The sequence below is a fragment of the Arthrobacter cavernae genome (assembly GCF_017368795.1).
Classification (GTDB): domain Bacteria; phylum Actinomycetota; class Actinomycetes; order Actinomycetales; family Micrococcaceae; genus Arthrobacter; species Arthrobacter cavernae.
This window is the reverse complement of the sequence record NZ_JAFNLL010000004.1, coordinates 168,342-191,038: the sequence shown is the minus strand read 5'-3', so window position 1 is coordinate 191,038 and position 22,697 is coordinate 168,342. Positions and strand designations below refer to the sequence as shown.

Annotated in this window: 21 protein-coding genes and 1 riboswitch; of the genes, 10 read left to right on the top strand and 11 right to left on the bottom strand. The window is 66.7% G+C overall.

Annotation, left to right across the window (positions count from 1 at the left end; genetic code table 11):
- Window positions 1-32: 32 nt before the first annotated feature.
- The 3 genes from J1902_RS02695 to J1902_RS02685 are packed head-to-tail and all read right to left on the bottom strand — an operon-like array spanning window position 33 to window position 2,532.
- Complete coding sequence (locus J1902_RS02695) at window positions 33-461, bottom strand: HIT family protein (RefSeq protein ID WP_207614719.1); 429 nt, start codon at window positions 459-461, stop codon at window positions 33-35.
- Window positions 458-1,609 carry an NAD(P)-dependent alcohol dehydrogenase gene (locus J1902_RS02690; RefSeq protein WP_207614718.1) on the bottom strand — a complete coding sequence of 384 codons (1,152 nt, stop codon included), beginning with the start codon at window positions 1,607-1,609 and terminating at the stop codon, window positions 458-460. The genes J1902_RS02695 and J1902_RS02690 overlap by 4 nt, the downstream gene beginning before the upstream one ends.
- Window positions 1,606-2,532, bottom strand: a complete 927-nt coding sequence (locus tag J1902_RS02685; protein ID WP_207614717.1) for a sulfurtransferase — start codon at window positions 2,530-2,532, stop codon at window positions 1,606-1,608. The genes J1902_RS02690 and J1902_RS02685 overlap by 4 nt, the downstream gene beginning before the upstream one ends.
- 48 nt (window positions 2,533-2,580) lie before the next feature.
- On the opposite strand from J1902_RS02685, the gene cds1 reads away from it, so the two are divergent.
- The gene (gene cds1, locus J1902_RS02680; protein ID WP_207614716.1) at window positions 2,581-3,675 is read left to right on the top strand and encodes an L-cysteine desulfhydrase Cds1; all 1,095 of its coding nucleotides are present in this window, start codon (window positions 2,581-2,583) and stop codon (window positions 3,673-3,675) included.
- Here the strand turns inward: cds1 and J1902_RS02675 are convergent.
- Entirely contained in the window at window positions 3,661-4,317 is a 657-nt protein-coding gene (locus J1902_RS02675) for an MBL fold metallo-hydrolase (RefSeq protein WP_207614715.1), read from the bottom strand. The genes cds1 and J1902_RS02675 overlap by 15 nt on opposite strands.
- Before the next feature lie 94 nt (window positions 4,318-4,411).
- Here J1902_RS02675 and J1902_RS02670 point away from each other — a divergent pair, with 94 nt between their 5' ends.
- Window positions 4,412-4,867 carry a Fur family transcriptional regulator gene (locus J1902_RS02670; RefSeq protein ID WP_207614881.1) on the top strand — a complete coding sequence of 152 codons (456 nt, stop codon included), beginning with the start codon at window positions 4,412-4,414 and terminating at the stop codon, window positions 4,865-4,867.
- A gap of 10 nt (window positions 4,868-4,877) precedes the next feature.
- Here the strand turns inward: J1902_RS02670 and J1902_RS02665 are convergent, their stop codons facing one another.
- The 5 genes from J1902_RS02665 to J1902_RS02645 all read right to left on the bottom strand — a co-directional run bounded on the left by J1902_RS02665 (window position 4,878) and on the right by J1902_RS02645 (window position 10,312).
- A complete protein-coding gene (locus J1902_RS02665) occupies window positions 4,878-5,771 on the bottom strand; it encodes a metal ABC transporter permease (protein WP_207614714.1) in 894 nt (297 codons plus the stop codon).
- Window positions 5,772-6,575, bottom strand: coding sequence for a metal ABC transporter ATP-binding protein (locus tag J1902_RS02660; protein ID WP_307794353.1), 804 nt, complete (start codon window positions 6,573-6,575; stop codon window positions 5,772-5,774).
- Window positions 6,576-6,735: 160 nt separating this feature from the next.
- Window positions 6,736-7,710, bottom strand: a complete 975-nt coding sequence (locus J1902_RS02655) for a metal ABC transporter solute-binding protein, Zn/Mn family (RefSeq protein ID WP_207614712.1) — start codon at window positions 7,708-7,710, stop codon at window positions 6,736-6,738.
- 182 nt (window positions 7,711-7,892) lie between these two features.
- Window positions 7,893-8,963, bottom strand: coding sequence for a hemolysin family protein (locus J1902_RS02650; protein ID WP_207614711.1), 1,071 nt, complete (start codon window positions 8,961-8,963; stop codon window positions 7,893-7,895).
- Window positions 8,960-10,312 (bottom strand): hemolysin family protein, encoded by a 1,353-nt coding sequence (locus tag J1902_RS02645; protein ID WP_207614710.1) that lies wholly within the window; start codon window positions 10,310-10,312, stop codon window positions 8,960-8,962. Before J1902_RS02645 ends, J1902_RS02650 begins: the two co-directional genes overlap by 4 nt.
- 496 nt (window positions 10,313-10,808) lie before the next feature.
- Here J1902_RS02645 and J1902_RS02640 point away from each other — a divergent pair, with 496 nt between their 5' ends.
- From J1902_RS02640 to J1902_RS19855, 3 genes are all read left to right on the top strand, one after another.
- Window positions 10,809-14,621 (top strand): multifunctional oxoglutarate decarboxylase/oxoglutarate dehydrogenase thiamine pyrophosphate-binding subunit/dihydrolipoyllysine-residue succinyltransferase subunit, encoded by a 3,813-nt coding sequence (locus J1902_RS02640; protein WP_207614709.1) that lies wholly within the window; start codon window positions 10,809-10,811, stop codon window positions 14,619-14,621.
- A gap of 148 nt (window positions 14,622-14,769) precedes the next feature.
- Window positions 14,770-15,369: a GDSL-type esterase/lipase family protein gene (locus tag J1902_RS02635; protein WP_207614708.1), complete on the top strand. Its 600-nt coding sequence runs from the start codon at window positions 14,770-14,772 to the stop codon at window positions 15,367-15,369.
- 212 nt (window positions 15,370-15,581) lie between these two features.
- Complete coding sequence (locus tag J1902_RS19855) at window positions 15,582-15,656, top strand: 50S ribosomal protein bL37 (RefSeq protein WP_369299106.1); 75 nt, start codon at window positions 15,582-15,584, stop codon at window positions 15,654-15,656.
- Between the two features lie 95 nt (window positions 15,657-15,751).
- Here J1902_RS19855 and rsrA read toward each other — a convergent pair whose 3' ends face one another.
- Together rsrA and J1902_RS02625 are read right to left on the bottom strand one after the other, a co-directional pair.
- On the bottom strand, window positions 15,752-16,012 hold the full coding sequence (gene rsrA / locus J1902_RS02630) for a mycothiol system anti-sigma-R factor (protein WP_207614707.1): 261 nt from the start codon (window positions 16,010-16,012) through the stop codon (window positions 15,752-15,754).
- A complete protein-coding gene (locus J1902_RS02625) occupies window positions 16,009-16,821 on the bottom strand; it encodes a sigma-70 family RNA polymerase sigma factor (RefSeq protein ID WP_372434328.1) in 813 nt (270 codons plus the stop codon). The genes rsrA and J1902_RS02625 overlap by 4 nt, the downstream gene beginning before the upstream one ends.
- Window positions 16,822-16,985: 164 nt before the next feature.
- Here J1902_RS02625 and J1902_RS02620 point away from each other — a divergent pair, with 164 nt between their 5' ends.
- From J1902_RS02620 to J1902_RS02600, 5 genes are all read left to right on the top strand, one after another.
- The gene (locus J1902_RS02620; RefSeq protein ID WP_207614705.1) at window positions 16,986-17,501 is read left to right on the top strand and encodes a DoxX family protein; all 516 of its coding nucleotides are present in this window, start codon (window positions 16,986-16,988) and stop codon (window positions 17,499-17,501) included.
- A 6-nt stretch (window positions 17,502-17,507) separates the two neighbouring features.
- A complete protein-coding gene (gene aroA, locus J1902_RS02615) occupies window positions 17,508-18,887 on the top strand; it encodes a 3-phosphoshikimate 1-carboxyvinyltransferase (RefSeq protein ID WP_207614704.1) in 1,380 nt (459 codons plus the stop codon).
- A gap of 2 nt (window positions 18,888-18,889) precedes the next feature.
- Window positions 18,890-20,005 (top strand): ribosome small subunit-dependent GTPase A, encoded by a 1,116-nt coding sequence (gene rsgA / locus J1902_RS02610; protein ID WP_207614703.1) that lies wholly within the window; start codon window positions 18,890-18,892, stop codon window positions 20,003-20,005.
- A gap of 55 nt (window positions 20,006-20,060) precedes the next feature.
- On the top strand, window positions 20,061-20,873 hold the full coding sequence (gene hisN / locus J1902_RS02605; protein ID WP_207614702.1) for a histidinol-phosphatase: 813 nt from the start codon (window positions 20,061-20,063) through the stop codon (window positions 20,871-20,873).
- A 181-nt stretch (window positions 20,874-21,054) separates the two neighbouring features.
- Window positions 21,055-21,169: riboswitch (SAM riboswitch) on the top strand.
- Window positions 21,170-21,203: 34 nt separating this feature from the next.
- On the top strand, window positions 21,204-22,610 hold the full coding sequence (locus J1902_RS02600; RefSeq protein ID WP_207614701.1) for an aminotransferase class V-fold PLP-dependent enzyme: 1,407 nt from the start codon (window positions 21,204-21,206) through the stop codon (window positions 22,608-22,610).
- Window positions 22,611-22,697 lie beyond the last annotated feature (87 nt).

The window sequence follows — 22,697 nt, the reverse complement described above, 5'->3', positions numbered from 1 at the left end:
GGCTTTGGGGGTTGCCATGATGCCTCCGGGTGTCAGTCCACCGGGACGAAAGCCTCGTGCCCGGCGTTGCGCAGCGCGGCCCGGAACTTCACGGCCGTCGCGTCCATGACGGCGGGGTCCGGGTGGTGGTCAACGTTGTGCACCTCGAAGTCGGCCATCGAGTAGGCCGGCCATACGTGGACGTGCAGGTGGTTGATTTCGAAGCCCTCCATGAGCACGCCCACGCGCTTGGCATCGAAGGTGGCCTCCTGGACGCGGCCGATCTTCTGCGCGACGTCCATGACCTTGCCCAGCAGTTCCGGCGTGGCGTCCGTCCAGGAGTCGACTTCCTCGCGCGGCACAACCAGGGTGTGGCCCTGGGTGATCGGGGCAATCGTCAGGAACGCGACCACGTCATCGTCCTTCCACACAAAGCGTCCGGGAATCTCGCCGTTGATGATCTTGGTGAACAGGGTGCTCATGCATCCGCCCTTTCCGATGGTTCCTGCAGGGTTGCGGTGTCCAGCACGAAACGGTACTTCACGTCGCCGGCCACCATGCGGTCGTAGGCTTCGTTCAGCTGCTCCGCGCCGATGATTTCAATGTCGCTGGCCACGCCGTGTTCGGCGCAGAAGTCCAGCATCTCCTGGGTTTCTTCGATGCCGCCGATGAGAGACCCCGCGTAGGCGAGGCGGCGGCGGATCAGGTTTCCAGGTCTTACCGGGGGCATGTCCTCCGAGGGCAGCCCCAACTGGAACAGAGCCCCGTCCAGCCGGAGGGTGCGGAAGTACGGGTTGAGGTCGTGCGGAACCGCCACGGTGTCAAGGATGACGTCGATGCTGCGGTCTGCCGCGGCCATGGCGGCGGCGTCTTTGGACAGGACCACCCGGTCTGCTCCCAGTTCGAGCGCGGCGTCGACCTTGGATTCGGACGTGGTGAACACCGTCACCTCGGCGCCCATGGCCTTGGCGATCTTGAGGGCCATGTGGCCCAGGCCGCCGAGGCCCACAACGCCCACGGAGTCGCCCTCCTCCACGTCGAAGTGGCGCAGCGGCGAGTAAGTGGTGATGCCGGCGCAGAGCAGCGGGGCCGCGGCAGCCGGGTCCAGGCCTTCCGGGATGCGCAGCACATAGCGGCGGTCCACCACCACCGACGTCGCGTAGCCGCCCTGGGTGATGGCGTCACCATTGCGGGCATCTTTAGAGCCGTAGGTGCCGGTGTTGCCGCGCTCGCAGTACTGCTCCAGGCCCTCAAGGCAGCTGTCGCATTCGCGGCAGGAGTCCACCAGGCAGCCGACGCCCACCCTGTCGCCGGGAGCGAAGTCGTCCACGGCCGGACCGACGCGGCGGACGCGGCCCACGATTTCGTGGCCCGGCACCAGCGGATACGCCGGCAGGCTCCATTCGCCGCGGATGGTGTGGACGTCCGAGTGGCAGAGGCCGCAGAACTCGATGTCGATTTCGACGTCGTCTTCCTTGGGGGCGCGCCGGGCGACTGTCAGGGGCAGCAAGCCGCTTTCCGGCGAGGTGGCGCCGTACGCAGCGGCAAGGCGGGAGCCGCCTGCTTCAGGGCCGTCCATGGTGGGAATCGGCTTGGCAAAAGGCGGGGGCACAGGGCGTCCGGGGGTCATGCCCTGACGCTACTCCCGGGGACTGCCCTTGTGCCAGTTGGGCGCGTGCCAGTGGGAACAGTGCCGTCGCCCGGAGCGCCGGCCGCATACGGCCGGTCCCCGGTGTCCACGGCATTGGCCGCATTGGTGGACCACTGCGAGAACGAGCCGGGGAACAGTGCCGCCCGGTAGCCGGCGATTTCCAGCGCGGCGATCTCGTGGGATGCCGTGACGCCGGAGCCGCAGTACACGGCCACCTGGCCGGCCGGATCCAGGCCCAGCCCGGCAAAGCGCCGGCGCAGCTGTCCGGGGTCCAGGAAGCGCCCGCCGGCGGAGAGGTTCTCCGTGGTGGGGGCGCTCACAGCACCGGGGATGTGCCCGGCGCGGGGGTCGACGGGCTCCACATCACCGCGGTACCGTTCCCCGGCCCGGGCGTCCAGCAGGGTTCCGTGCTGCGGCCATGCGGCCGTCTCCTCTTCGGTGATCACCGGCATGTGGCCCTCGCCGAGGGTGATGCTCCCGACGGCGGGGACCACCTCGCCTGCCTCTACCGGGTAACCGGCGGCACGCCAGGCGGCCAGGCCGCCGTCGAGCAGGTAGACGGACCCGACGCCGGCATCGCGGAGCATCCACCACAGGCGTGCAGCGGCCATGTTGCCCGAGTCGTCGTAGGCCACCACGGTGTCGCCGTCGTGCAGGCCCCAGCGCCGCGCGGACTCCTGGAACTTCTGTTTCGAAGGCAGCGGATGGCGGCCGCGTCCGGGCTCCGCATGGTCCGCCAATTCGGTGGACAGATCGGCATACACGGCCCCGGGCAGGTGCGCCTCGAGGTAGTGGGCATGGCCGTTGGGATCGCCGAGGGTCCAGCGGACGTCCACCACCACGGTGCGCCCGCCCGACTCCAGGCGACGGCGCAGTTCAGTTGCATCCAGAAGGGTAGTCATGGTTCCAGACTATCCGGGTGTCCCGTCCGGCGCCGGTAGGCTGGGGAAGTGAGTAAATCGTGCAATCAGGACCGGGCCTGGGCCAATGAGGCCATCCGCAAGATCGAGGCCGAGAACAACCGTTCGGCGGACACCCACCTCTACGCGGTGCCGCTCCCTGAGCACTGGGGCGTGCAGCTGTATCTTAAGGACGAGTCGACGCACCGCTCCGGCAGCCTGAAGCACCGCCTGGCACGGTCCCTGTTCCTGTATGGGCTCGTCAACGGCTGGATCACCGAGGGCACCACCATCGTGGAGGCTTCCAGCGGCAGCACGGCCGTCTCCGAGGCCTATTTTGCGCGGCTCATCGGCCTGCCGTTCGTGGCGGTCATGGCCAAGACCACCAGCCCGGAAAAGATTGCCCTGATCGAACAGTTCGGCGGCGCCTGCCTGCTGGTGGACCACGCCTCGGAGGTCTATGCCGTGGCCGAGGAAACCGCCCGGACCTCCGGCGGCTACTACATGGACCAGTTCACGTACGCGGAGCGGGCCACGGACTGGCGCGGCAACAACAACATCGCCGAGTCCATCTTTGAACAGCTCGCCCTCGAAGAGCATCCTGTTCCCCGCTGGATCGTGGTGGGGGCCGGCACGGGCGGCACCAGCGCCACGATCGGCCGGTACCTGCGCTACAACCGGCATGACACCAGGCTGGCCGTGGTGGATCCCGAGAATTCGGCGTTCTATCCGGCATGGCGCGACGGCCTGGCCGAATACAGCACCGGACTGCCGTCGCGGATCGAGGGCATCGGCCGGCCGCGCGTGGAGCCCAGCTTCGTCCCCGCCGTCATCGACCACATGATCCAGGTCCCAGACGCCGCCTCGGTGGCGGCCATGCGCCAGCTGCACGGGCTGGCCGGCCTGCACGCCGGGCCGTCCACGGGCACCAATCTGTGGGGTGTGTGGCAGCTCGTGGCGCAGATGGTGGCCGAGGGCCAGCGCGGGAGCATCGTTTCGCTCATGTGCGACAGCGGCGACCGCTACGCCGGAAGCTACTGCAACGCGGGCTGGCTGGCGGAAAAGGGGCTCGACCCCGCGCCGCATGAGGCCGCGCTGGCCCGCTTCCATGAAACGGGCGTCTGGCCGGCCTCAGACCTCGACTGATTCGCGGGTGCCGAGACGGGCGTACTGCGTTCCGTACTTGGCACCGATCCGGGTCACGTGTCCCTCCACGATTCCCCGGCCCAGCTCGTTGAGCAGGCCGTCATGGACGGGGAAGGCCTTCGGCGCCCTGACCGAGACCACGAAGTCCACCACTTCGCCCACCTTGGACCACGGCGCGTGGATGGGGACCAGCAGGGTCTGCACGCTGATGCCGTCCGGCACCACGAAGGAATCCCCGGGGTGGAACACGTTGTCATCCACGAGGTAGCCGATGTTGGCCACAACGGGGATCTGCGGATGGATCAAGGCGTGCTGCCCGCCGAAGGTACGGATGGCAAAGCCGGCCGCCTCGAAGACACTGCCGGGCTCCACCGCATGGATCCGCCCGCCGTCGTCGGCTGCTTTCGCCTTCAGCTCCTCCGCAACAACGGCAGGGGCATGGACCTGCAGTTCGGGATTGTTCCGAAGCGCCATGACCACGGCCGGGACGTCGATGTGGTCGGTGTGCTGGTGGGTGACCAGCACAGCCTGCGCCCCCGCCAAGGCTTCCTCGGTCTCCGAAAACGATCCGGGATCAATGACCAGCACGTGCCGGTCCTTCTCGAGGCGGACACAGGCATGCGTGAACTTGGTGAGCTTCATTCCGCAAGCCTATGGTCCGCTCCGGGGAGTGTCCACGCTGCCCCGGCTGGTAAAATTGGGGTTTGCCAGCATCACCAGGGAAGTGAGTCCACCAATGCCGCACGGCACCAGCGCCGCCGCCACTCCAGCCGCTGCGGGCGTCAAGGAGCAGCGTGTCACCAAGCAGCGCCTGGCCGTGAGCGCCGCCCTGGACGAACTGGACGACTTCGTCAGCACCCAGGAGCTCTACCGCCTGTTGCAGAACAAAGGGATTTCCGTTTCCCTGGCCACCGCCTACCGCATCCTGCAGTCCCTCGCCGATGACGGACTCATCGACGTCCTGCGCAACGCCGAGGGCGAGGCCGTATACCGCCGCTGCGCCGTGACCGGGCACCATCACCACCTGTTGTGCCGCAGCTGTGGCAAGGCAGTGGAGGTGGAGGCCCCCGCCGTCGAGACCTGGGCAGCACGCACGGCAGCGGAGCACGGCTTCACCGAGGTGGCCCACACCGTGGAGATCTTCGGGCTCTGCCCCGACTGCACGGCCACGAAGGCCGCCGGACTCCTGTAAGCGGGCTGCTTTAGGCAGCCGCAGCCGGCGCGGCCTCCCGCGTCACCCGGCCCATGAGCCCGCGCTTGGCGCGGACACTGCCGATGACCCGGCACACCACATAGATCAGGAATGACAGCGTGGTCACGTAGGGGCTGATCGGGATCCGGCTGCCCAATGCGAGCAGAATGCCCCCCACCGTGGCGGAGACGGCGAAGGCGACGCTCAGCAGCACCACCAGCCGGGGCGACGTCGTCACCCGGAGGGCTGCTGCCGCGGGGGTGATCAGCAGGGCCAGAACCAGCAGGGCGCCCACGATCTGGATCGACAACGCTACGCTCACGCCCAGCATCACCATGAAACCGATGGCCAGGCCGCGGACGGGCACGCCGCGTGCCTCGGCCATTTCGGGATCGCCGCTGGCAAAGCTCAACGGTCGCCAGATGGCGGCCAGCGCAATCATGACCACGACGGCGGTGCCCGCCAGGGCCTGCAGTTGCACCGTGTCCACGGAAACGATCTGGCCCGTCAGCAGTCCGAACTTGTTGGCCGCCCGGCCCTCGTAGAGGGCCAGGAAGAGGATCCCCAGACCAAGGCCGAAGGGCATGATGACGCCGATGATGGAGTTCTTGTCCCTGGCCCGGACCCCCATGAGGCCCAGCAGCAGCGCGGCCGCCACGGAACCGGCCAGCGAGCCGAAGATGATGTCTGCGCCGATCAGCAGGGCGAACGCGGCGCCGGCGAAGGACAGCTCGGAGATGCCGTGCACGGCGAAGGCGAGGTCCCGCTTCATGACGAAGGTGCCCACCAGCCCGCCGAGCAGGCCCAGCACGGCACCGGCCCAGATGGAGTTCTGCACCAGGGCCAGCAGTTCGCCGTAGTTCTCGAAGTTGAAGATGGTCTGCAGGATGCTGCCGAGATCCATTTAGAAGTCCTCCCCGGCGGTTGGGTGGGCGTCGTCATGGAAGTGCGTGGTGGCGTCCGGGAGCCCGACGACGACGATCCTGCCGTTCGCGTGGATGACTTCCACGTGACTGTTGTACAGCTCCGAAAGAACGTCCGTGGTCATGACCTCCTGCGGTGTACCCACCCGGAAGCGGCCCCCGGCCAGGTAGAGGACCCGGTCCACGTAGTCGATCACGGGGTTGATTTCGTGGGTCACAAACACCACGGCACTGTTGCGTTCGTGGCATTGCCTGTTGATCAGGGCGCTGACGCCCTGCTGGTGGTGCAGGTCCAGGGAAAGCAGCGGCTCATCGCAGAGGAGCACTTGTGGATCGGTGGCCAGGGCCTGGGCAGCGCGCAGCCGCTGCTGTTCGCCGCCGGACAGCAGGCCCACCGGGACGTTGGAATAGTCGGATGCCCCCACAAGGTCCAGCAGTTCGTCCACGCGGCGGTTGACCCTGGCTGCGCCAAGGCGCATGCCCCAGCGGTGGCCATCGATGCCCAAGCCAACCAGATCACGGGCCCGCAGCGGGGTGTCCGGGGCGAAGGATTTCTGCTGCGGGATGTACCCGATGCGCTTGCTGCCGCGTTCCACGGGATGTCCGCCCAGCGACACGGTGCCGGAGTGCAGTTCCTGCAGCCCGAGGAGGACCTTGAGGAAGCTCGTCTTTCCGCTCCCGTTCGGTCCGAGCACGGCGAAGAACTCCCCGGGGTTGATGTCCAGGTCGAGGCCGGCCCACAGGACCCGCTTGCCGAATTGGAGGCCGGCCCCGCGAAGGCTCACTACCGGTGTCAAAAGATTGTCCTCGATCCATGCGTTGCCGAAGGAACGCAGTTGTTGGTGGAGTGCGCAGGGCCCCGCAGCCGTCGTGAACATCTTAGGACGATTGCAGGGCCCACGGCGGCAGTCTGGTGTTTGCTGGGCGGGCTACTTGCCCGGAGCCCTACTTGCCCAGTGCGTCAGTGAGGTTCTTGACGTTCGCGGTCATCCACTGGAGGTAGTCCAGGCCCTCGGGCAGAGTCTCCGTGAAATCGACCACCGGGATGCCCGCCGCGGTGGCCGCATTCTTCACGGCCTCGGTCTGCGGGCCTTCGGTCTGGGCGTTGTAGGCCAGGAGGCGGACGGCCTTGGTTCCCAGCAGCTCGGTGGTCTCCTTCAGGACCGCCGGCGGCACGTCCGCGCCTTCCTCAATGGCATCACTGAAGGCTTCCGGAGTCTTGTTTTCCAGGCCTGCTGCTTCCAACAGGTACAGCGGAACGGGCTCCGTAATGGCCACCGGAACGGCGGTTCCGGCTGCCTTGGCGGCATCCAGCTTCGTTTCCAGTTCGGTCAGGGATGTCTTGAACGTGTCCGCATTGGCGGTAAAAGTTCCCGCGGAAGCGGAGTCCAGGGCGCTGAGCTTGGCTGCTACGGCATCCGCCAGCTTGCCCATGGACGCCAGGCTGTACCAGACGTGTTCATTGAAGTGGCCGGTGCTGTGGCTGTGCTCGTCGGCAGCAGGAGATGCAGACTCGATTGAGTGGGCTTGGTCTTCCTCCGAGGCAAGACCGGACACCTCCACGGCGCTGACCACGTTGTCGTGGCCCACGTTCGTGTCGTCGGCGAGCTTGTGCAGGAAGTCGTCGTAGCCGCCGCCGTTTTCCACCACCAGCTTCGCTTTGGACACCGCGAGCTTGTCCTGGGCACTGGCTTCATAGGAGTGCGGGTCCTGGCTGGTCTTGGTGATGATGGACGTCACCTTGACCTTGTCGCCGCCGATGGCTTTGACGATGTCGCCGTACACATTGGTGGAGGTGACCACCTCAATGACGGCGGAGGAGACCGACGGCGGCGTAGCGGCCGGCGCCGCGCAGGCGGTGAGCAGAAGGGCCAGGCCCGCAGAGGCGGCCAGGGACAGGCGGGCGGCAGTGGAGCGCACGAAAACCTCGATCTAGTGAAAAGCAACAGGCTGGCGAAAGCCAGCAGGCGAAATGAGAATCAAACACAATAGCTGGCGTCTTCGAGTGTAGCGCCAAATGTGAATGATTCCTATTTAGGGATCACCGGGCGGCCCGGCATGGCCGTGGACAGGGCAGCACAGCCACCCTGTCCCCGGGAGCACTACACGCGTTCCTGGCCGCCCAGCCGCCGGATGCCGGTTGCCTGGGTGGCGTCGCGGATCTCGCCGACCAGCTGTTCGATGACGTCTTCCAGGAACAGCACGCCCAGCGTGGCGCCGCCCGGGCCCACCACACGGGCCAGATGCGAACCGGTACGCTGCATCACGGCCATCGCGTCCTCGATCTCGTCATCCGGCGACAGGTTGGCCAGCGAACGGATCCGCCCCTCGGCGATCCGGTGGTTCCGCCCCTCCTCCGGGATGGACAGCACATCCTTCACGTGGATGTAGCCGGCCAGCTCGCCGTCGTCGTCCAGCATCGGGAAGCGGGAGAATCCGGTGCGGCTGACGGCTTTCTCCAGCTCAACCGGCGTGGACGCCGATTTGAGCATCACCAGCTTGTCCAGCGGCACCATGATGTGCGCAGCAGTGTGCTCCGAAAATTCCAATGCACCCGTCAGCAGCCCGGATTCGTCATCAACCAGGCCATGGCGCGTGGACTCCTGCACGATCGACTGGACCTCCTCGAGCGTGAAGGAGGAGGAGACCTCGTCCTTGGGCTCGATCTTCATGGCCCGCAGGATGTGGTTTGCGGCCCAGTTCAGCGTCCAGATGACCGGCTTGACCAGGCCGGCAATGAACATCAGCGGCGGTGCCAGCAGCAGCGCCGCCTTGTCGGCCACCGAGACCGAGATGTTCTTGGGCACCATTTCGCCAAACGTCACGTGCAGGAACGTCACGGCGAGCAGGGCGATGACAAAGGCCACGATGTCGGCCAGCTCCACGGGCACCCCGACGGCGCCCAGCGGCACGGCCAGCAGGTGGTGGATGGCCGGTTCGGCCACGTGGAGGATCAGCAGCGAGCAGACCGTGATGCCCAGCTGCGCACACGCGAGCATAAGCGAGACGCTCTCCATGGCACGGAGCGTGGTCTGCGCCCGCTTGGAACCGGCCTCGGCCAGCGGCTCAATCTGACTGCGCCGTGCAGACATGACCGCGAACTCGGCGGCCACGAAGAACGCGTTGCCGATCAGGAGCAGCACGAGCCAGAGAATTCCTGCCCAGTCGCTCATGCTGCACCTGCCTCATGCTTGGCGTTGCGGCTGTCCGCATCGGCCGGCTGCCCGGGTTCGAGGTGGCGGAAACAGATGCGGTCGATCCGGCGGCCGTCCATGCGCGTGACTGTCAGTGTTCCGCCGCCCGTCTCCACGACGTCGCCCACGGCGGCAATGCGTCCCAGCTTGCTCATGACGTAGCCGCCCACCGTTTCATAGGCGGCCTCGTCCGGAACAGTGAGTCCCGGAATCTGTTCGGACACCTCATCCGGGCGCAGCAGGCCCGGGAAGTACCAGTCCCCCGAGGCACTCTGCAGCAGCCCCGGACGCACCTTGTCATGCTCATCGGAGACTTCGCCCACGATTTCCTCCACGAGGTCCTCAAGCGTGGCGATGCCGGCGGTGCCGCCGTATTCATCAAGCACGACGGCGAGCTGCAGGTTTCCCTCGCGCAGTTCCGTCAGCAGCGCATCCAGATGGATGGTCTCCGGCACCCGGAGAACGTCGGTCATGATGGCCCCGGCCTCCAGATTGGCACGACGGTCCGACGGCACAGCCACCGCCTTCTTGACGTGCACCACGCCGCGGATGTCGTCCGCGGAGTCGCCGATGACCGGGAAGCGGGAGTACCCTGTGCGCCGCGCGGCGTCGATGATGTCCGTTACCGGCTGTTCGGCGTCGATGGTTTCCATGCGGATGCGCGGCGTCATGACATCCGCTGCCGTGCGCTCCGCGAAACTGAGCGTCCGGGCGACAAAGTTGGCCGTGCCGGCGTCGAGGGTTCCCAGCTCTGCCGAACGCCGGACCAGGGAAGCCAGCTCGGCAGGGGTCCGGGCGCCGGAGATCTCCTCCTTGGCCTCGAGTCCGAACAGGTTCAGGACCTTGTTGGAGAAGCCGTTGAGCACGACGATGGCGGGCTTGAACACAGCCGTGAAGACCAGCTGCGGCCGGGCTAGCCGGCGGCCCAGCGGGAAGGCCAGTGCGATGGCCATGTTCTTGGGCACCAGTTCGCCGATCAGCATCGACAACACCGTGGCAAAGACCATCGCAATTACCAGCGCCAGGGAGTGGGCAGCCTCAGTGCCGACGCCCAGCACGCCGAGCGGCCCCACCAGGAGCCGGCCCACGGACGGTTCCATGACGAAGCCGGTCAACAGCGTGGTGAGGGTAATGCCGAGCTGGCAGCTCGACAACTGGGTGGACAGGGACTTGAGGCACTTCAGCAGCGGGACTGCGGCGTGGTCGCCGTCGTCGACCGCACGCTGGACCGTCGCCTGGTCCAGTGCGACGAGTGAGAACTCAACCGCCACGAAGAAGCCTGTTCCAAGAATCAGCAGGATTCCGGCGGCGAGCAGGAGCCATTCCATTCAGCGGCCACCTGCCCGCAGGGAGAGACTGAGGCAGTGCGGCGTCAAACCGGAGCTTTTATCCGGCGGAGGCTGGTCGGGCGCGGTGGACGCATGGTCCGCGTCGCCGCCGGCACTGAAGGCCGGCGCGTGATGGGCATGTGAACGGGTGTTGCCGGCTCGGCGGGCAGGCTGTGCGGATTTGCCAAGACGGCTTCCGCTGCAGTTCCCAGGCCGGCACCTAGATTTACTGTCCATAAGAATTTCAGTCTACAGTCCGGCTGCAGCCCTGCCTGCGGCGGGCTTCACGAAGGGTCAACCGGAGGCTGGCCGGGGCCCCGCCAGGCTTTGCGTCCGCACCGGCATGATTTAGGTCACCACTATTGGCAGTTAACCAAAGATCGTAACTAGACTGGCAGGGGTCTGAGTTCGCGGGACCCGGACCCTGGTTCATCGTTGCGAAAACGCAACCTTCAGCCAGCTGGAAATCAACACTCATGGAAGAGGCGTATTTCAAGTGCCAGAGCAGCCCAGCCACCGTCTACCCGAGGAATTTGGCGGAAACGAGTGGCTCGTTGATGAACTGTACGAGCGGTACCAGCAGGACAAGAATTCGGTCGACACCAAGTGGTGGCCGCTGTTCGAATCCTTCAAGACCGGTGACGGCACGTCTTCCAACGGATCCTCCGCAGCCGCCATTGCTGCCCATCCCCCCACACGCGAACTTCCCGTCGTAGCCCCGGCTGCAGCGGCTCCGGCACCGTCGCCGGCCGCTCCCGCGGCCGCCCCGACTACCGCCGCCGCTCCTGCTGCACCCGCTGCACCTGCGCCGGCAAGGAAAGCCCCCGCCACGATTGCCCGTGACGGGGCCAAGAAGCCGGCCGGAGGCAATGCTGCCCAGCCGATCCCGGCCCAACTGCCCAAGAGCACCAAGGCTCCCACGGCCCCCGAGGAAGACGTCGTCTCCGTCCTCCGCGGCCCGGCCAAGGCCATCGCCACCAACATGGTGACCAGCCTGGAAGTCCCCACCGCTACGAGCGTCCGCGCCGTACCGGCCAAGCTGCTGATCGACAACCGTGTTGTCATCAACTCCAACCTTGCCCGTGCCCGCGGCGGCAAGGTGTCCTTCACGCACCTCATCGGCTACGCCGTGGTCCGTGCCCTGTCCCAGTTCCCGTCGATGAACGTCTACTACGACGAGGTCGACGGCAAGCCGGTGTCCGTGCAGCCGGCCCACGTCAACTTCGGCATCGCCATCGACATGCCCAAGCCCGATGGCACCCGCCTCCTGATGGTTCCGAACATCAAGAAGGCCGAGACCATGGACTTCGCCGAGTTCTGGCACACCTACGAGGACCTCATCAAGCGTGCCCGCAACGGCAAGCTCACGGCCGATGACCACGCAGGCACCACCGTCTCGCTGACCAACCCCGGAGGCATCGGCACGGTCCACTCCGTTCCGCGTCTGTCCAAGGGACAGGCTGCCATCATCGGCGTGGGTGCTCTCGACTACCCGGCCGAGTGGCAGGGCGCCAGCGAGAAGATCATCGCCCAGAACGCCATCAGCAAGATCCTCACGCTGACCTCCACCTATGACCACCGCGTCATCCAGGGTGCCGGCAGCGGCGAGTTCCTCAAGCTGGTGCACCAGCTCCTGCTGGGCGCACAGAACTTCTATGACGAGATCTTCGAAGCGCTGCGTATCCCGTACGAGCCCGTCCGCTGGAGCCCCGACCTCCAGGTCGACCCCGCTGACGAGATCAACAAGGTCGCCCGCATCCAGCAGCTCATCCACGCGTACCGTGTACGCGGCCACCTCATGGCCGATACCGACCCGCTGGAATACGTGCAGCGCAAGCACCCGGACCTCGACGTCCTGACCTACGGCCTGACGCTGTGGGACCTGGACCGCGAATGGCCCACGGGCGGCTTCGGCGGCAAGCCGATGCTCAAGTTCCGCGACATCCTCGGCGTGCTGCGCGATGCCTACTGCCGCACCACCGGCATCGAGTACATGCACATCCAGGAGCCTGCCGAGCGCAAATGGTTCCAGGACCAGCTGGAGCACGCGTACTCGAAGCCGAGCCGCGAAGAGCAGCTGCGCATCGTGTCCAAGCTCAATGCCGCCGAGGCCTTCGAAACCTTCCTGCAGACCAAGTTCGTCGGCCAGAAGCGCTTCTCCCTCGAAGGCGGCGAGTCCCTGATTCCGCTGCTCGATGCCATCATCTCCGACGCCGCCGACGACGGCCTCGACGAAGTTGCCATCGGCATGGCCCACCGTGGCCGCCTCAACGTGCTCACCAACATCGCGGGCAAGACCTATGCCCAGGTGTTCCGTGAATTCGAGGGCACCCAGGACCCGCGCTCCGTCCAGGGTTCCGGCGACGTCAAGTACCACCTCGGCACCGAAGGCACGTTCACCTCGGACAACGGCAAGCAGACCAAGGTCTACCTGGCCGCCAACCCGTCCCACCTTGAAGCCGTGGACTCCGTCCTCGAAGGCATCGTCCGCGCCAAGCAGGACCGCCTGGACCAGGGCGAGGCCTTCCCGGTCCTGCCGATCATGGTCCACGGTGACGCGGCCTTCGCCGGACAGGGCGTTGTGGCTGAAACCCTCAACCTGTCCCAGCTGCGCGGTTACCGCACGGGTGGCACCATCCACGTGATCGTGAACAACCAGGTCGGCTTCACCACGGCACCGTCATCCTCGCGTTCGTCCACGTACTCCACGGACGTCGCCAAGATGATCCAGGCCCCGGTCTTCCACGTGAACGGTGACGACCCCGAGGCCGTGGTGCGCATCGCGCAGCTCGCCTACGAGTTCCGCCAGCGCTTCCACAAGGACGTTGTCATCGACATGGTGTGCTACCGCCGCCGTGGCCACAACGAGGGCGACGACCCCTCGATGACCCAGCCGCTGATGTACAACCTGATCGAGGCCAAGCGTTCGGTGCGCAAGCTCTACACCGAGTCGCTGATCGGCCGTGGCGACATCACCGAGGAAGAAGCAGAGCAGCTGCTCCGCGACTACCAGGAGCGCCTCGAGCGCGTTTTCGCAGAGACCCACGCCGCGCAGACCTCGCCCATCCCGATCATCACGGCGGACTCCGCCGCGGTATCGGACATCGAGCGTCCCATTGCGCAGCAGGCGGACTTCGGCACCAACTCGCCGGCCTCCACCGCGATCTCCGTGGATACCCTCACCCGCATCGGCCAGGCCCACTTGGAAGTCCCGGAAGGCTTCACCGTCCACTCCAAGCTCAAACAGCTCCTCGAGAAGCGTGAGCAGATGTCCCGTGAAGGCGGCATCGACTGGGGCTTCGGCGAAATCGCGGCCTTCGGTTCGCTCATCATGGAAGGCGTCCCGGTCCGCCTCGCCGGCCAGGACTCGCGCCGTGGCACGTTCGTGCAGCGCCACGCGGTCTTCCACGACCGCGCCAACGGCAACGAGTGGCTGCCCCTGGGCAACCTTTCGGACAAGCAGGCCAAGCTGTGGATCTACGATTCCCTGCTGTCCGAATACGCGGCCATGGGCTTCGAGTACGGCTACTCCGTGGAGCGCCCGGATGCCCTGGTGCTGTGGGAAGCCCAGTTCGGTGACTTCGTCAACGGTGCGCAGACCATCATCGATGAATTCATTTCCTCCGCCGAGCAGAAGTGGGGCCAGCGTTCCTCGCTGGTGCTCATGCTGCCGCACGGCTACGAGGGCCAGGGCCCGGACCACTCCTCCGCCCGCATCGAGCGCTTCCTGCAGCTCTGTGCCGAGGACAACATGATCGTGGCCAACCCCACCACGGCTGCCTCGCACTTCCACCTGTTGCGCCGCCAGGCCTACAGCCGTCCGCGCAAGCCGCTGATCATCTTCACCCCGAAGCAGCTGCTGCGCCTCAAGGCCGCGGCGTCCTCCGTCGCGGACTTCACCACGGGCGGCTTCAAGCCGGTCATCGCTGAGCACGAACCGCTGCCGGCGCAGAACGTCGACCGGGTCATTCTGGTGTCCGGCCGCCTGTACTACGACCTGCTGTCGAACCGCCAGAAGTCCGGCGACACGTCGACGGTGATCATCCGCGTGGAGCAGCTGTACCCGCTGCCGCAGGCCGAGATCGAGGCGGAGCTGGCCAAGTACCCGAACGCCGACATCGTCTGGGCCCAGGACGAGCCGGCCAACCAGGGTCCGTGGCCGTTCATCGGCCTGAACCTGCCGCAGGCACTGGACCGCAAGGTCCAGCTGGTGTCGCGCCCGGCGTCGGCATCCACTGCCGCCGGTTCCATGAAGCGCCACGCCGCCGAGCAGGACGCACTGCTCAAGCAGGCCTTCGCACGCAAGTAAGTCCATGACTGCCCGGGGGAGGTGGGCACATGCCCCCTCCCCCCGGGCAGTCTTGTTTAACGACGATCGTCTGATGGAACGGGTACGCGAATCGGCCCGCCGGGCCAGATACCATGCAAGGACCGCAACATAGTGTGAAGAGGTAGCCGTGGAAGACAGGAAGCTGCGCATTGCAGCTGTTGGAGATGAACTGCTCGCCGGACTGGGTGACCCCCGGGCCTTGGGCTGGCTGGGCCGCGTGCTGGCCCGCACGCCCCAGGACTCAGTTTCGGTGGAGAGTTTCGCGCTCCCCTGTCCGATGGAAGGCACGGAGGGTCTCGCGGCCCGCTGGCTGGATGAGGCGGGACGGCGCTTCAGCGATGCCCACGAGAACCGCTTGGTCATCGGGCTCTCGGGACGGGACCTCGAATTCGGCCTTTCCACGGCACGCAGCCGCCTGAACCTCGCCAATATCCTCGATGGCGCCTCGCACAGCGGCATCTCGGTTTTCGTGGTCGGCCCGCCGCCCACGCTCGATCCCGCCCGCAACCGCCGGCTCGCCGAGCTGAACACTGCGTTTGCGGATGTCACCACCCGCCGAAACCACCACTACGTGGACACGTTCTCCCCGCTGCTCAACCACGAACAGTGGCGGACGGACCTCGCCTCCAACGGCGGCACGCCCGGCCAGGCCGGCTACGGGTTGATGGCGTGGCTGGTGCTGCACCGCGGCTGGTTCCAGTGGCTCCGGATCGCGCAGCCCGAGTAACGAAAAGAGCCCTTTCCTTCCACGGCCCGCAACCTCATGGTTGGCGACCACGGCCGAAGCCGCCCAGTCCACCGCGAAGTCCATGGACTTCCAGGCCCGGCCGCACACGGCCGCAGCTGGCGCCGCCGTCGTGCCGGTTCGCTGCGCGGCGTCCGGATGTGCGAAACTGGAGGGCAGCTTTATTGAGTATCAAAAAATTAAGGAGGCCAGCTATGAGCAAGCGTGCACGTAAGCGTCGTGACCGTAAGCGCGGCGGCGCAAACCACGGCAAGCGTCCCAACACCTAAGCCAGCGGCTTAGCGTAAAGGCTTAAATGCGAGGGCCCCGGAAACCATTGGTTTCCGGGGCCCTCGGCGTTCGGCAGTATGGCAGCGGCGCCAGGCTAGACGTCCACCGGCTTGATTGAGTGGATCCGCTCAAGGATCGAGTTCTTCAGGTTTTCCGGTGCCGCTTCCGTGCATGAGCGCTTGACCAGGGTGCGGATGACGCACTCGAGGTCGTACTGCTCGGCGCACTCGGGGCAGCCGTCCAGGTGGTGCTTGATTTCCTTGAGGTCCTCACGCGTCAGTGCACCGTCGAGGTATTCGTAGATGCGCTGCATCCGGGTGTCGTCGCAATCGCCCAATCCTTGGCAGTCGCTCATTTCTGTTTCTCCTGTGTGATGCTCCCGGCCGGAGCCTGGTCTTCCGTGCGGGCCTTGAATCCCCGTTCTGCGGCATAGTCGGCCAGCATGTCCCGCAGCATCCTCCGGCCGCGGTGCAGCCTGGACATCACGGTCCCGATCGGGGTGTTCATGATTTCCGATATTTCCTTGTACGCATAGCCCTCGACGTCGGCGAAATACACCGCAAGGCGGAATTCCTCGGGGATCGCCTGCAGGGCCTTCTTGACGTCCGAGTCCGGCAGGTGGTCAAGTGCTTCCGCTTCGGCGGAACGGAGTCCCGCCGAAGTGTGCGACTCCGCCCTGGCCAGCTGCCAGTCCTCGATCGTGTCCGAATTCGACTGCAGCGGTTCGCGCTGCCGCTTCCGGTAAAGGTTGATGTACGTGTTTGTCAGGATGCGGTACAGCCAGGCCTTGAGGTTCGTCCCCGGCTTGTACTGGTGGAACGCCGAGAACGCCTTGGTGTAGGCCTCCTGCACGAGGTCCTCGGCATCCGAAGGGTTCCGGGCCATCCGCATCGCGGCGGAATACAACTGGTCGACGTACTGCATGGCGTCGCGCTCGAAGCGCAGCCTCCGCTGCTCGGGAGTCTCCGTTTCCAGATCAACGCCGACGTCGCCACTTGGGCTCGCGTCGTCGACGGCGTCTTCCGCCCCGGCTGCCGGGTATGTGGCCGCTGCGGCCGGATCCATGGTGCTCATTGTTTTCAAGTCTACTGTCACCTTCCGCGACGCCGGCTGCAGTACCAACACGGGATCCAGCAACTCTTCGCGGTCCTTAAGCAACGTCAAAAAACCATCTCCGCTCGCTGATGTGGCAATTACAATTCTGCGGTCCGGCCACCACCGCACCTTCTCTTCACAACGGTGCCCGCTGGGTAAATATTCCGCAAAGGTGCAAGACTAGAGCAGACTGCACCCCTTGAACGTTGTGGCAAGCCCTCAGGAGGCAAGACATGTCCCTTATCCGTTTTCTCGCCCGGCCCATGCTGGCGTCCAGCTTTGTCATCGCAGGCCTGGACAAGCTCAAGAACGCGGATGACACGGCGGCCCAACTGTCCCCCATCCTGCGCCGGGCTTCGGAATCCCTGCCGTTCCCGGCAGATGAAAAGATGCTCGCCCGGATGATCGGCGGCGCCCAGCTGGGCGCCGGCGCACTGCTGGGCCTGGGCAAGTTCGCGCGTTTCTCCGCCGCGGTGCTGACGCTGACCTCGGCTCTGAACACGTTCGTGGAGTGGCGCTCGGCGGACATCAGCACCAAGGAAGGCCGCCAGGCGCGCCGCGCCCAGCTGCTCAAGAACATTTCACTTACAGGCGGGGTGCTGCTCGCGGCCGCGGACACGGCAGGCCGCCCCAGCCTGGCCTGGCGGGCAGAACACCTGGCCATCGACGCCAGGAAGGCCACGGGCAAGCAGCTCAAGAGGGCAGACAAAGCCGTCCGCAAGGCCGTAGACAACGTAGTTGGAGCATAAGGAAGCATGACAGGTACCCCCGCAGCAAACCCCGATGCCGCAGGCATCCCCCCCGCTTCAACCCTTCCCCTGTGGCCGGCGCCGTATGCGCACGGACCCGTGAATGCCACCGTCACGGTCCCGGGATCCAAATCGCTGACCAACCGCTACCTGGTGCTGGCGGCGCTCGCCGACGGTCCGTCCAGGCTGCGGGCGCCCCTGCATTCCCGCGACTCCGTCCTGATGGTCGAGGCACTCCGACGCCTCGGCGCCACCGTCACCGAGGTCCCCGGCGACGGCGACTACGGCCCGGACCTTGAGATCACGCCCATCGACCCGGCAGCCCCCGGTTCCGACACGGCCATCGACTGCGGCCTTGCCGGCACGGTCATGCGCTTCGTGCCCCCACTGGCCGCCCTGCGCAAGGGCAGCACGGTGTTCGACGGCGATCCGCATGCCCGCAAGCGGCCCATGGGCACCATCATCGAGGCACTGGGCGCGCTCGGCCTGTCCGTCGGCACGGCGGATGGCGGCCCGGCGTCGTCCCTTCCCTTCACGGTGAACGGCACGGGCGAAGTCCGTGGCGGACACTTGGTCATCGACGCCAGCGCCTCCTCGCAGTTCGTCTCCGCGCTCCTGCTGGTCGGCGCCCGCTTCACGGAGGGCCTGCACCTGGAGCACGTGGGCAAGCCCGTGCCCAGCCTGGACCACATCAACATGACGGTCGCGGTCCTGCGCGGCGTGGGCGTGCAGGTGGACGATTCGGTTCCCAACCACTGGCGCGTGTCGCCTGGCCCCATCCGGGCCTTCGACCAGCGCATTGAACAGGACCTCTCCAACGCGGGGCCCTTCCTGGCCGCCGCGCTCGCAACACGGGGCACGGTCCGGATCCCCAACTGGCCAACGGAAACCACCCAGGTGGGCGACCTCTGGCGCGGGATCCTTGCCACTATGGGGGCCACCGTGACCCTGGCGGACGGCACGCTCACCGTCACCGGCGGCCCCGAAATCAAGGGCGCCGACTTCGATGAAACCAGCGAACTCGCGCCCACCGTCGCGGCGCTCTGCGCACTGGCCAGCGGACCGTCCCGCCTCACCGGCATCGCCCACCTGCGCGGCCATGAAACGGACCGGCTCGCAGCGCTCGTCGCCGAGATCACACGGCTTGGCGGCGACGCCGAAGAGACCAGCGACGGCCTGGTCATCCGCCCCGCAACCCTGCATGCCGGCGTCGTGCACAGCTACGCGGACCACCGCATGGCGACGGCCGGAGCCATCCTCGGCCTCGCCGTCGAGGGCGTGCAGGTGGAGGACATTGCCACGACGTCCAAGACCATGCCGGAATTCCCGCAGATCTGGGCCGCCATGCTTGTGCAGGGCCAGGCCAGCGAAGGGGCCGGCAACTGAGCATGGCACGCGATGCACGCTCCTGGGACGAGTCCGACGTCCGGATCCGGCCTAACAAGAAGGGCACCCGGCCCCGCACCAAGGACAGGCCCAGCTACGATGACGCGGTGATCGGCCGCATCATCACCGTGGACCGCGGCCGCTACACCGCCGTGGTGGGCGAAGACTCCAACAACGAACGCATCATCATCGCGGCCCGCGCGCGTGAACTGCGGCGCAACCCCGTGGTCCCCGGCGATTTCGTGGCCTTGGTGGGCGACGTGTCCGGCGAACCCGACACCCTTGCCCGGCTCGTCCGGGTCGAGGAACGCAGGACGCTCCTGCGCCGCAGCGCCGATGACACCGACCCCATCGAGCGCGTGGTCGTTGCCAACGCGGACCAGCTGGTGGTGGTGGTCGCTGCCGCCAACCCAGAGCCCCGCACCGGCTTCATCGACCGCGCCCTCGTGGCGGCCTACGACGCCGGCATCGAGCCGCTGCTCCTCGTCACCAAGGCCGACGTCAAAGACCCGGCCGATCTCCTGGCGAACTATCTGAGCCTCGACTTCCCGGTCATCATCAGCCGTACCGCCGATGCCGAGGCCTCCGGCATCGATGCCCGTTCCGACGACGGCCTGTCCGCACGCCTGGACAGCGACGCCGTCTCCCAGCTCCGCGCCCACCTCGACGGCAAGGTCACCGTCATGCTGGGCCATTCCGGCGTCGGGAAGTCCACCATGGTCAACGCCCTGACGGGCGCGGAGCGCGCCACGGGCGGCGTTAACGCGGTCACCGGCCGCGGCCGCCACACCTCCTCGTCCGCGCTGGCCCTGAAGCTCAACAACGCCCCCAGCGGCAGCTGGATCATCGACACCCCCGGCATCCGGTCCTTCGGCCTGGCCCATGTGGACGCTGACCGCATCCTGCATGCCTTCCCGGACCTCGAACCGGGCACGGAAAGCTGTGACCGCGGCTGCAAGCACGACGCCACCGCCGTGAACTGTGGACTGGACGCCTGGGTGACTGGCGGCCACGCCGGACCCTCCGGCGTCGCCCGACTGGGTTCGCTGCGCCGGCTTCTGGGAGCGGACCCGCGCCAGGAAGCGAAGGAAACCAAGGAACTCGGAACGGTCAACTAGGCCGTTGCCGCTCCACCTCCCCGAGCGGCGACGCGATTGACGGTAGTTTGGAACCATGACCCAAGCCGCTTCAAACTACAACGATGACCTGCGCCTGGCCCATGTGCTGGCCGATTCCGTGGATGACCAGACCATGGGCCGCTTCAAGGCACTGGACCTCCACATCGAGACCAAGCCGGACCTGACCCCCGTCACGGACGCCGACAAGGCGGCCGAGGAAGCCATCCGCGGCCAGCTCTCGCGCTCGCGTCCCCGGGACGCCGTCCTGGGCGAGGAATTCGGCAGCAGCGGCCACGGCTCCCGGCGCTGGATCATCGACCCCATCGACGGCACCAAGAACTTTGTCCGGGGCGTCCCGGTCTGGGCCACCCTGATTGCCCTCGTGGACGAAGGCGAGCCCGTGGTGGGCGTGGTCAGCGCCCCGGCACTGGGCAAGCGCTGGTGGGCCGCCAAGGGCGCCGGCGCATACATGGGCCGCTCACTGGCCTCCGCCACCCGGCTCAAGGTCTCCAACGTCTCGCGGCTGGCCGATGCCTCCCTGTCCTACTCGAGCCTGGGCGGCTGGAAGGAACGCGGCAACCTGGATGAATTCCTGGGCCTGACCGAGGATGTCTGGCGTACGCGCGCCTACGGCGATTTCTGGTCCTACTGCATGGTGGCGGAAGGTTCCGTGGACATCGCCTGCGAGCCCGAACTGAACCTCTACGACATGGCGGCCCTCGTGCCGATCGTCACCGAGGCAGGCGGCCGCTTCACCTCCTTGGAGGGCGAAGACGGTCCGTTCGGAGGCAACGCCCTTGCCACCAACTCCATCCTTCATTCGGAGGTCCTGAAGCGGCTGAACCCGGGACTGGACGACCTTCTCTAGGTCCACGCCCAGGCGGGTCCCGCAAAAGTTTCACAGAATTTTCGACGGCGGATGCCCCCTTTCCGGGGCATCCGCCGTTTTTTCTTCGGCAGAATGCCGGTTTCAAGGGCAACGTAACAAACGGCTTAACAAACGCTTCCCGCGTTGGAAGAGGCCATGGCTGTGCCCTAGTCTCGTTACAGGTCACGAGTGCCAGCGCTAAACCCCGGTTTGCTGGACGGCAACCCTCCATTCGCGGTGGGGTGCCCCGGGTGACGACCAGGCCGGTCCGGACATGGATGCGGCAAGCGCGGATCCCCTGCATGCGGGGTCCTTCTTGAGTGAGGTCCCATGAGCACTGCCACTTTTACTCCCACCGCCGCCCAGCCGACGTCTGCCCAGTCGAACGCAGCCTCCCGCCCTCTGGCCGCCGTTACCGGCGCAGAACTGCAGGCGCCCTTGATCCAGGGCGGCCACGTCCGCTACGCGAACCTTGACTATGGCGCCTCGGCACCGGCCCTGACCGTGGTCTCTGCCCACCTCAATGAGATCCTGCCCTTCTATGCCAGCGTCCACCGCGGAGCGGGCTACGCCTCCCAGATCAGCACCTCGGTCTACGAAAACTCGCGGAACATTGTCCGCGAATTCGTGGGCGGCCGTCCGGACGATTCCGTCATCTTCACCCGTAACACCACCGATTCCCTGAACCTGCTGGCCGGCTGCCTGCCCGTGCAGGACGGTGAACACACCGGCGAAGTCCTCTACCTGGACATCGAACACCACGCCAACCTCCTGCCCTGGCAGGGTGTCCCCCACCGCAGCATCGTTGCGGCGGACACGCTGGCCGAGACCATCGCAAACGTCCGCGCAGCCCTGCAGCAGGGCGGCGTCAGCCTGCTCGCCGTGACCGGCGCCTCCAACGTCACCGGTGAGATCCTGCCGATCGCGGCCCTGGCCACGCTGGCCCACCAGTACGGCGCCAGGATCGTGGTGGACGCAGCACAGCTCGCGCCGCACCGCCGCATCAACATCGCAGCGTCCGACGTCGACTACCTCGTCTTCTCGGGCCACAAGCTTTACGCGCCGTTCGGCGCCGGCGTGCTGGTCGGCCGTCCGGACTGGCTCGACGCCGGGACCCCGCACCTTGCCGGCGGCGGGGCCGTGCGCGAGGCACGCCTGGATTCCGTCAGCTGGGCCACGGGCCCGGCCCGGCACGAAGGCGGTTCGCCCAATGTGCTGGGCGCTGCCACCCTCGCCCGCGCCACGCAGGTTCTTGCCTCGCTCGACCAGGATGCCTGGCATGCCCACGAGGCCGCCATCCGCTCGCACCTGGTGGAAGGCCTCAACCGGATCGACGGCGTCACCGTCCACCAGATCTTCAGCGACACGGACACCGAAAACGACACCATCGGCGTCGTGAACTTCTCGGTACAGGGCTTCGACGCCGGGCTGGTCGCCGCCTATCTGGCTGCCGAACACGGCATTGGCCTGCGCGACGGCCGCTTCTGCGCCCACCCGCTGCTCAAGCGCCTCGGCCTGCCCTCGGGCTCTCTGCGCGCCAGTTTCGGCGTCGGATCCCGCCTGGAAGATGCCACGCGCCTGCTGGCCGGCATCGAAGAGCTCAAGCGCACCGGCCTCGGCTGGGACTACGTGGTGGACGCGGGCCGCTGGGTGCCGGCCAACGACCACCGGAGCTACCCCGAGTGGGCACCGAACACGCCGGGCACGGCCGGCGCCGCCCCCTGCACCATCGACTGACGGCCGGCGGCTGGTCGCGGCACCGCGGCCACAGGCCCGGCCGAACCTGCCGCGTGCGGTAAATTCGTAGGGTACTTGTAGCGAGCC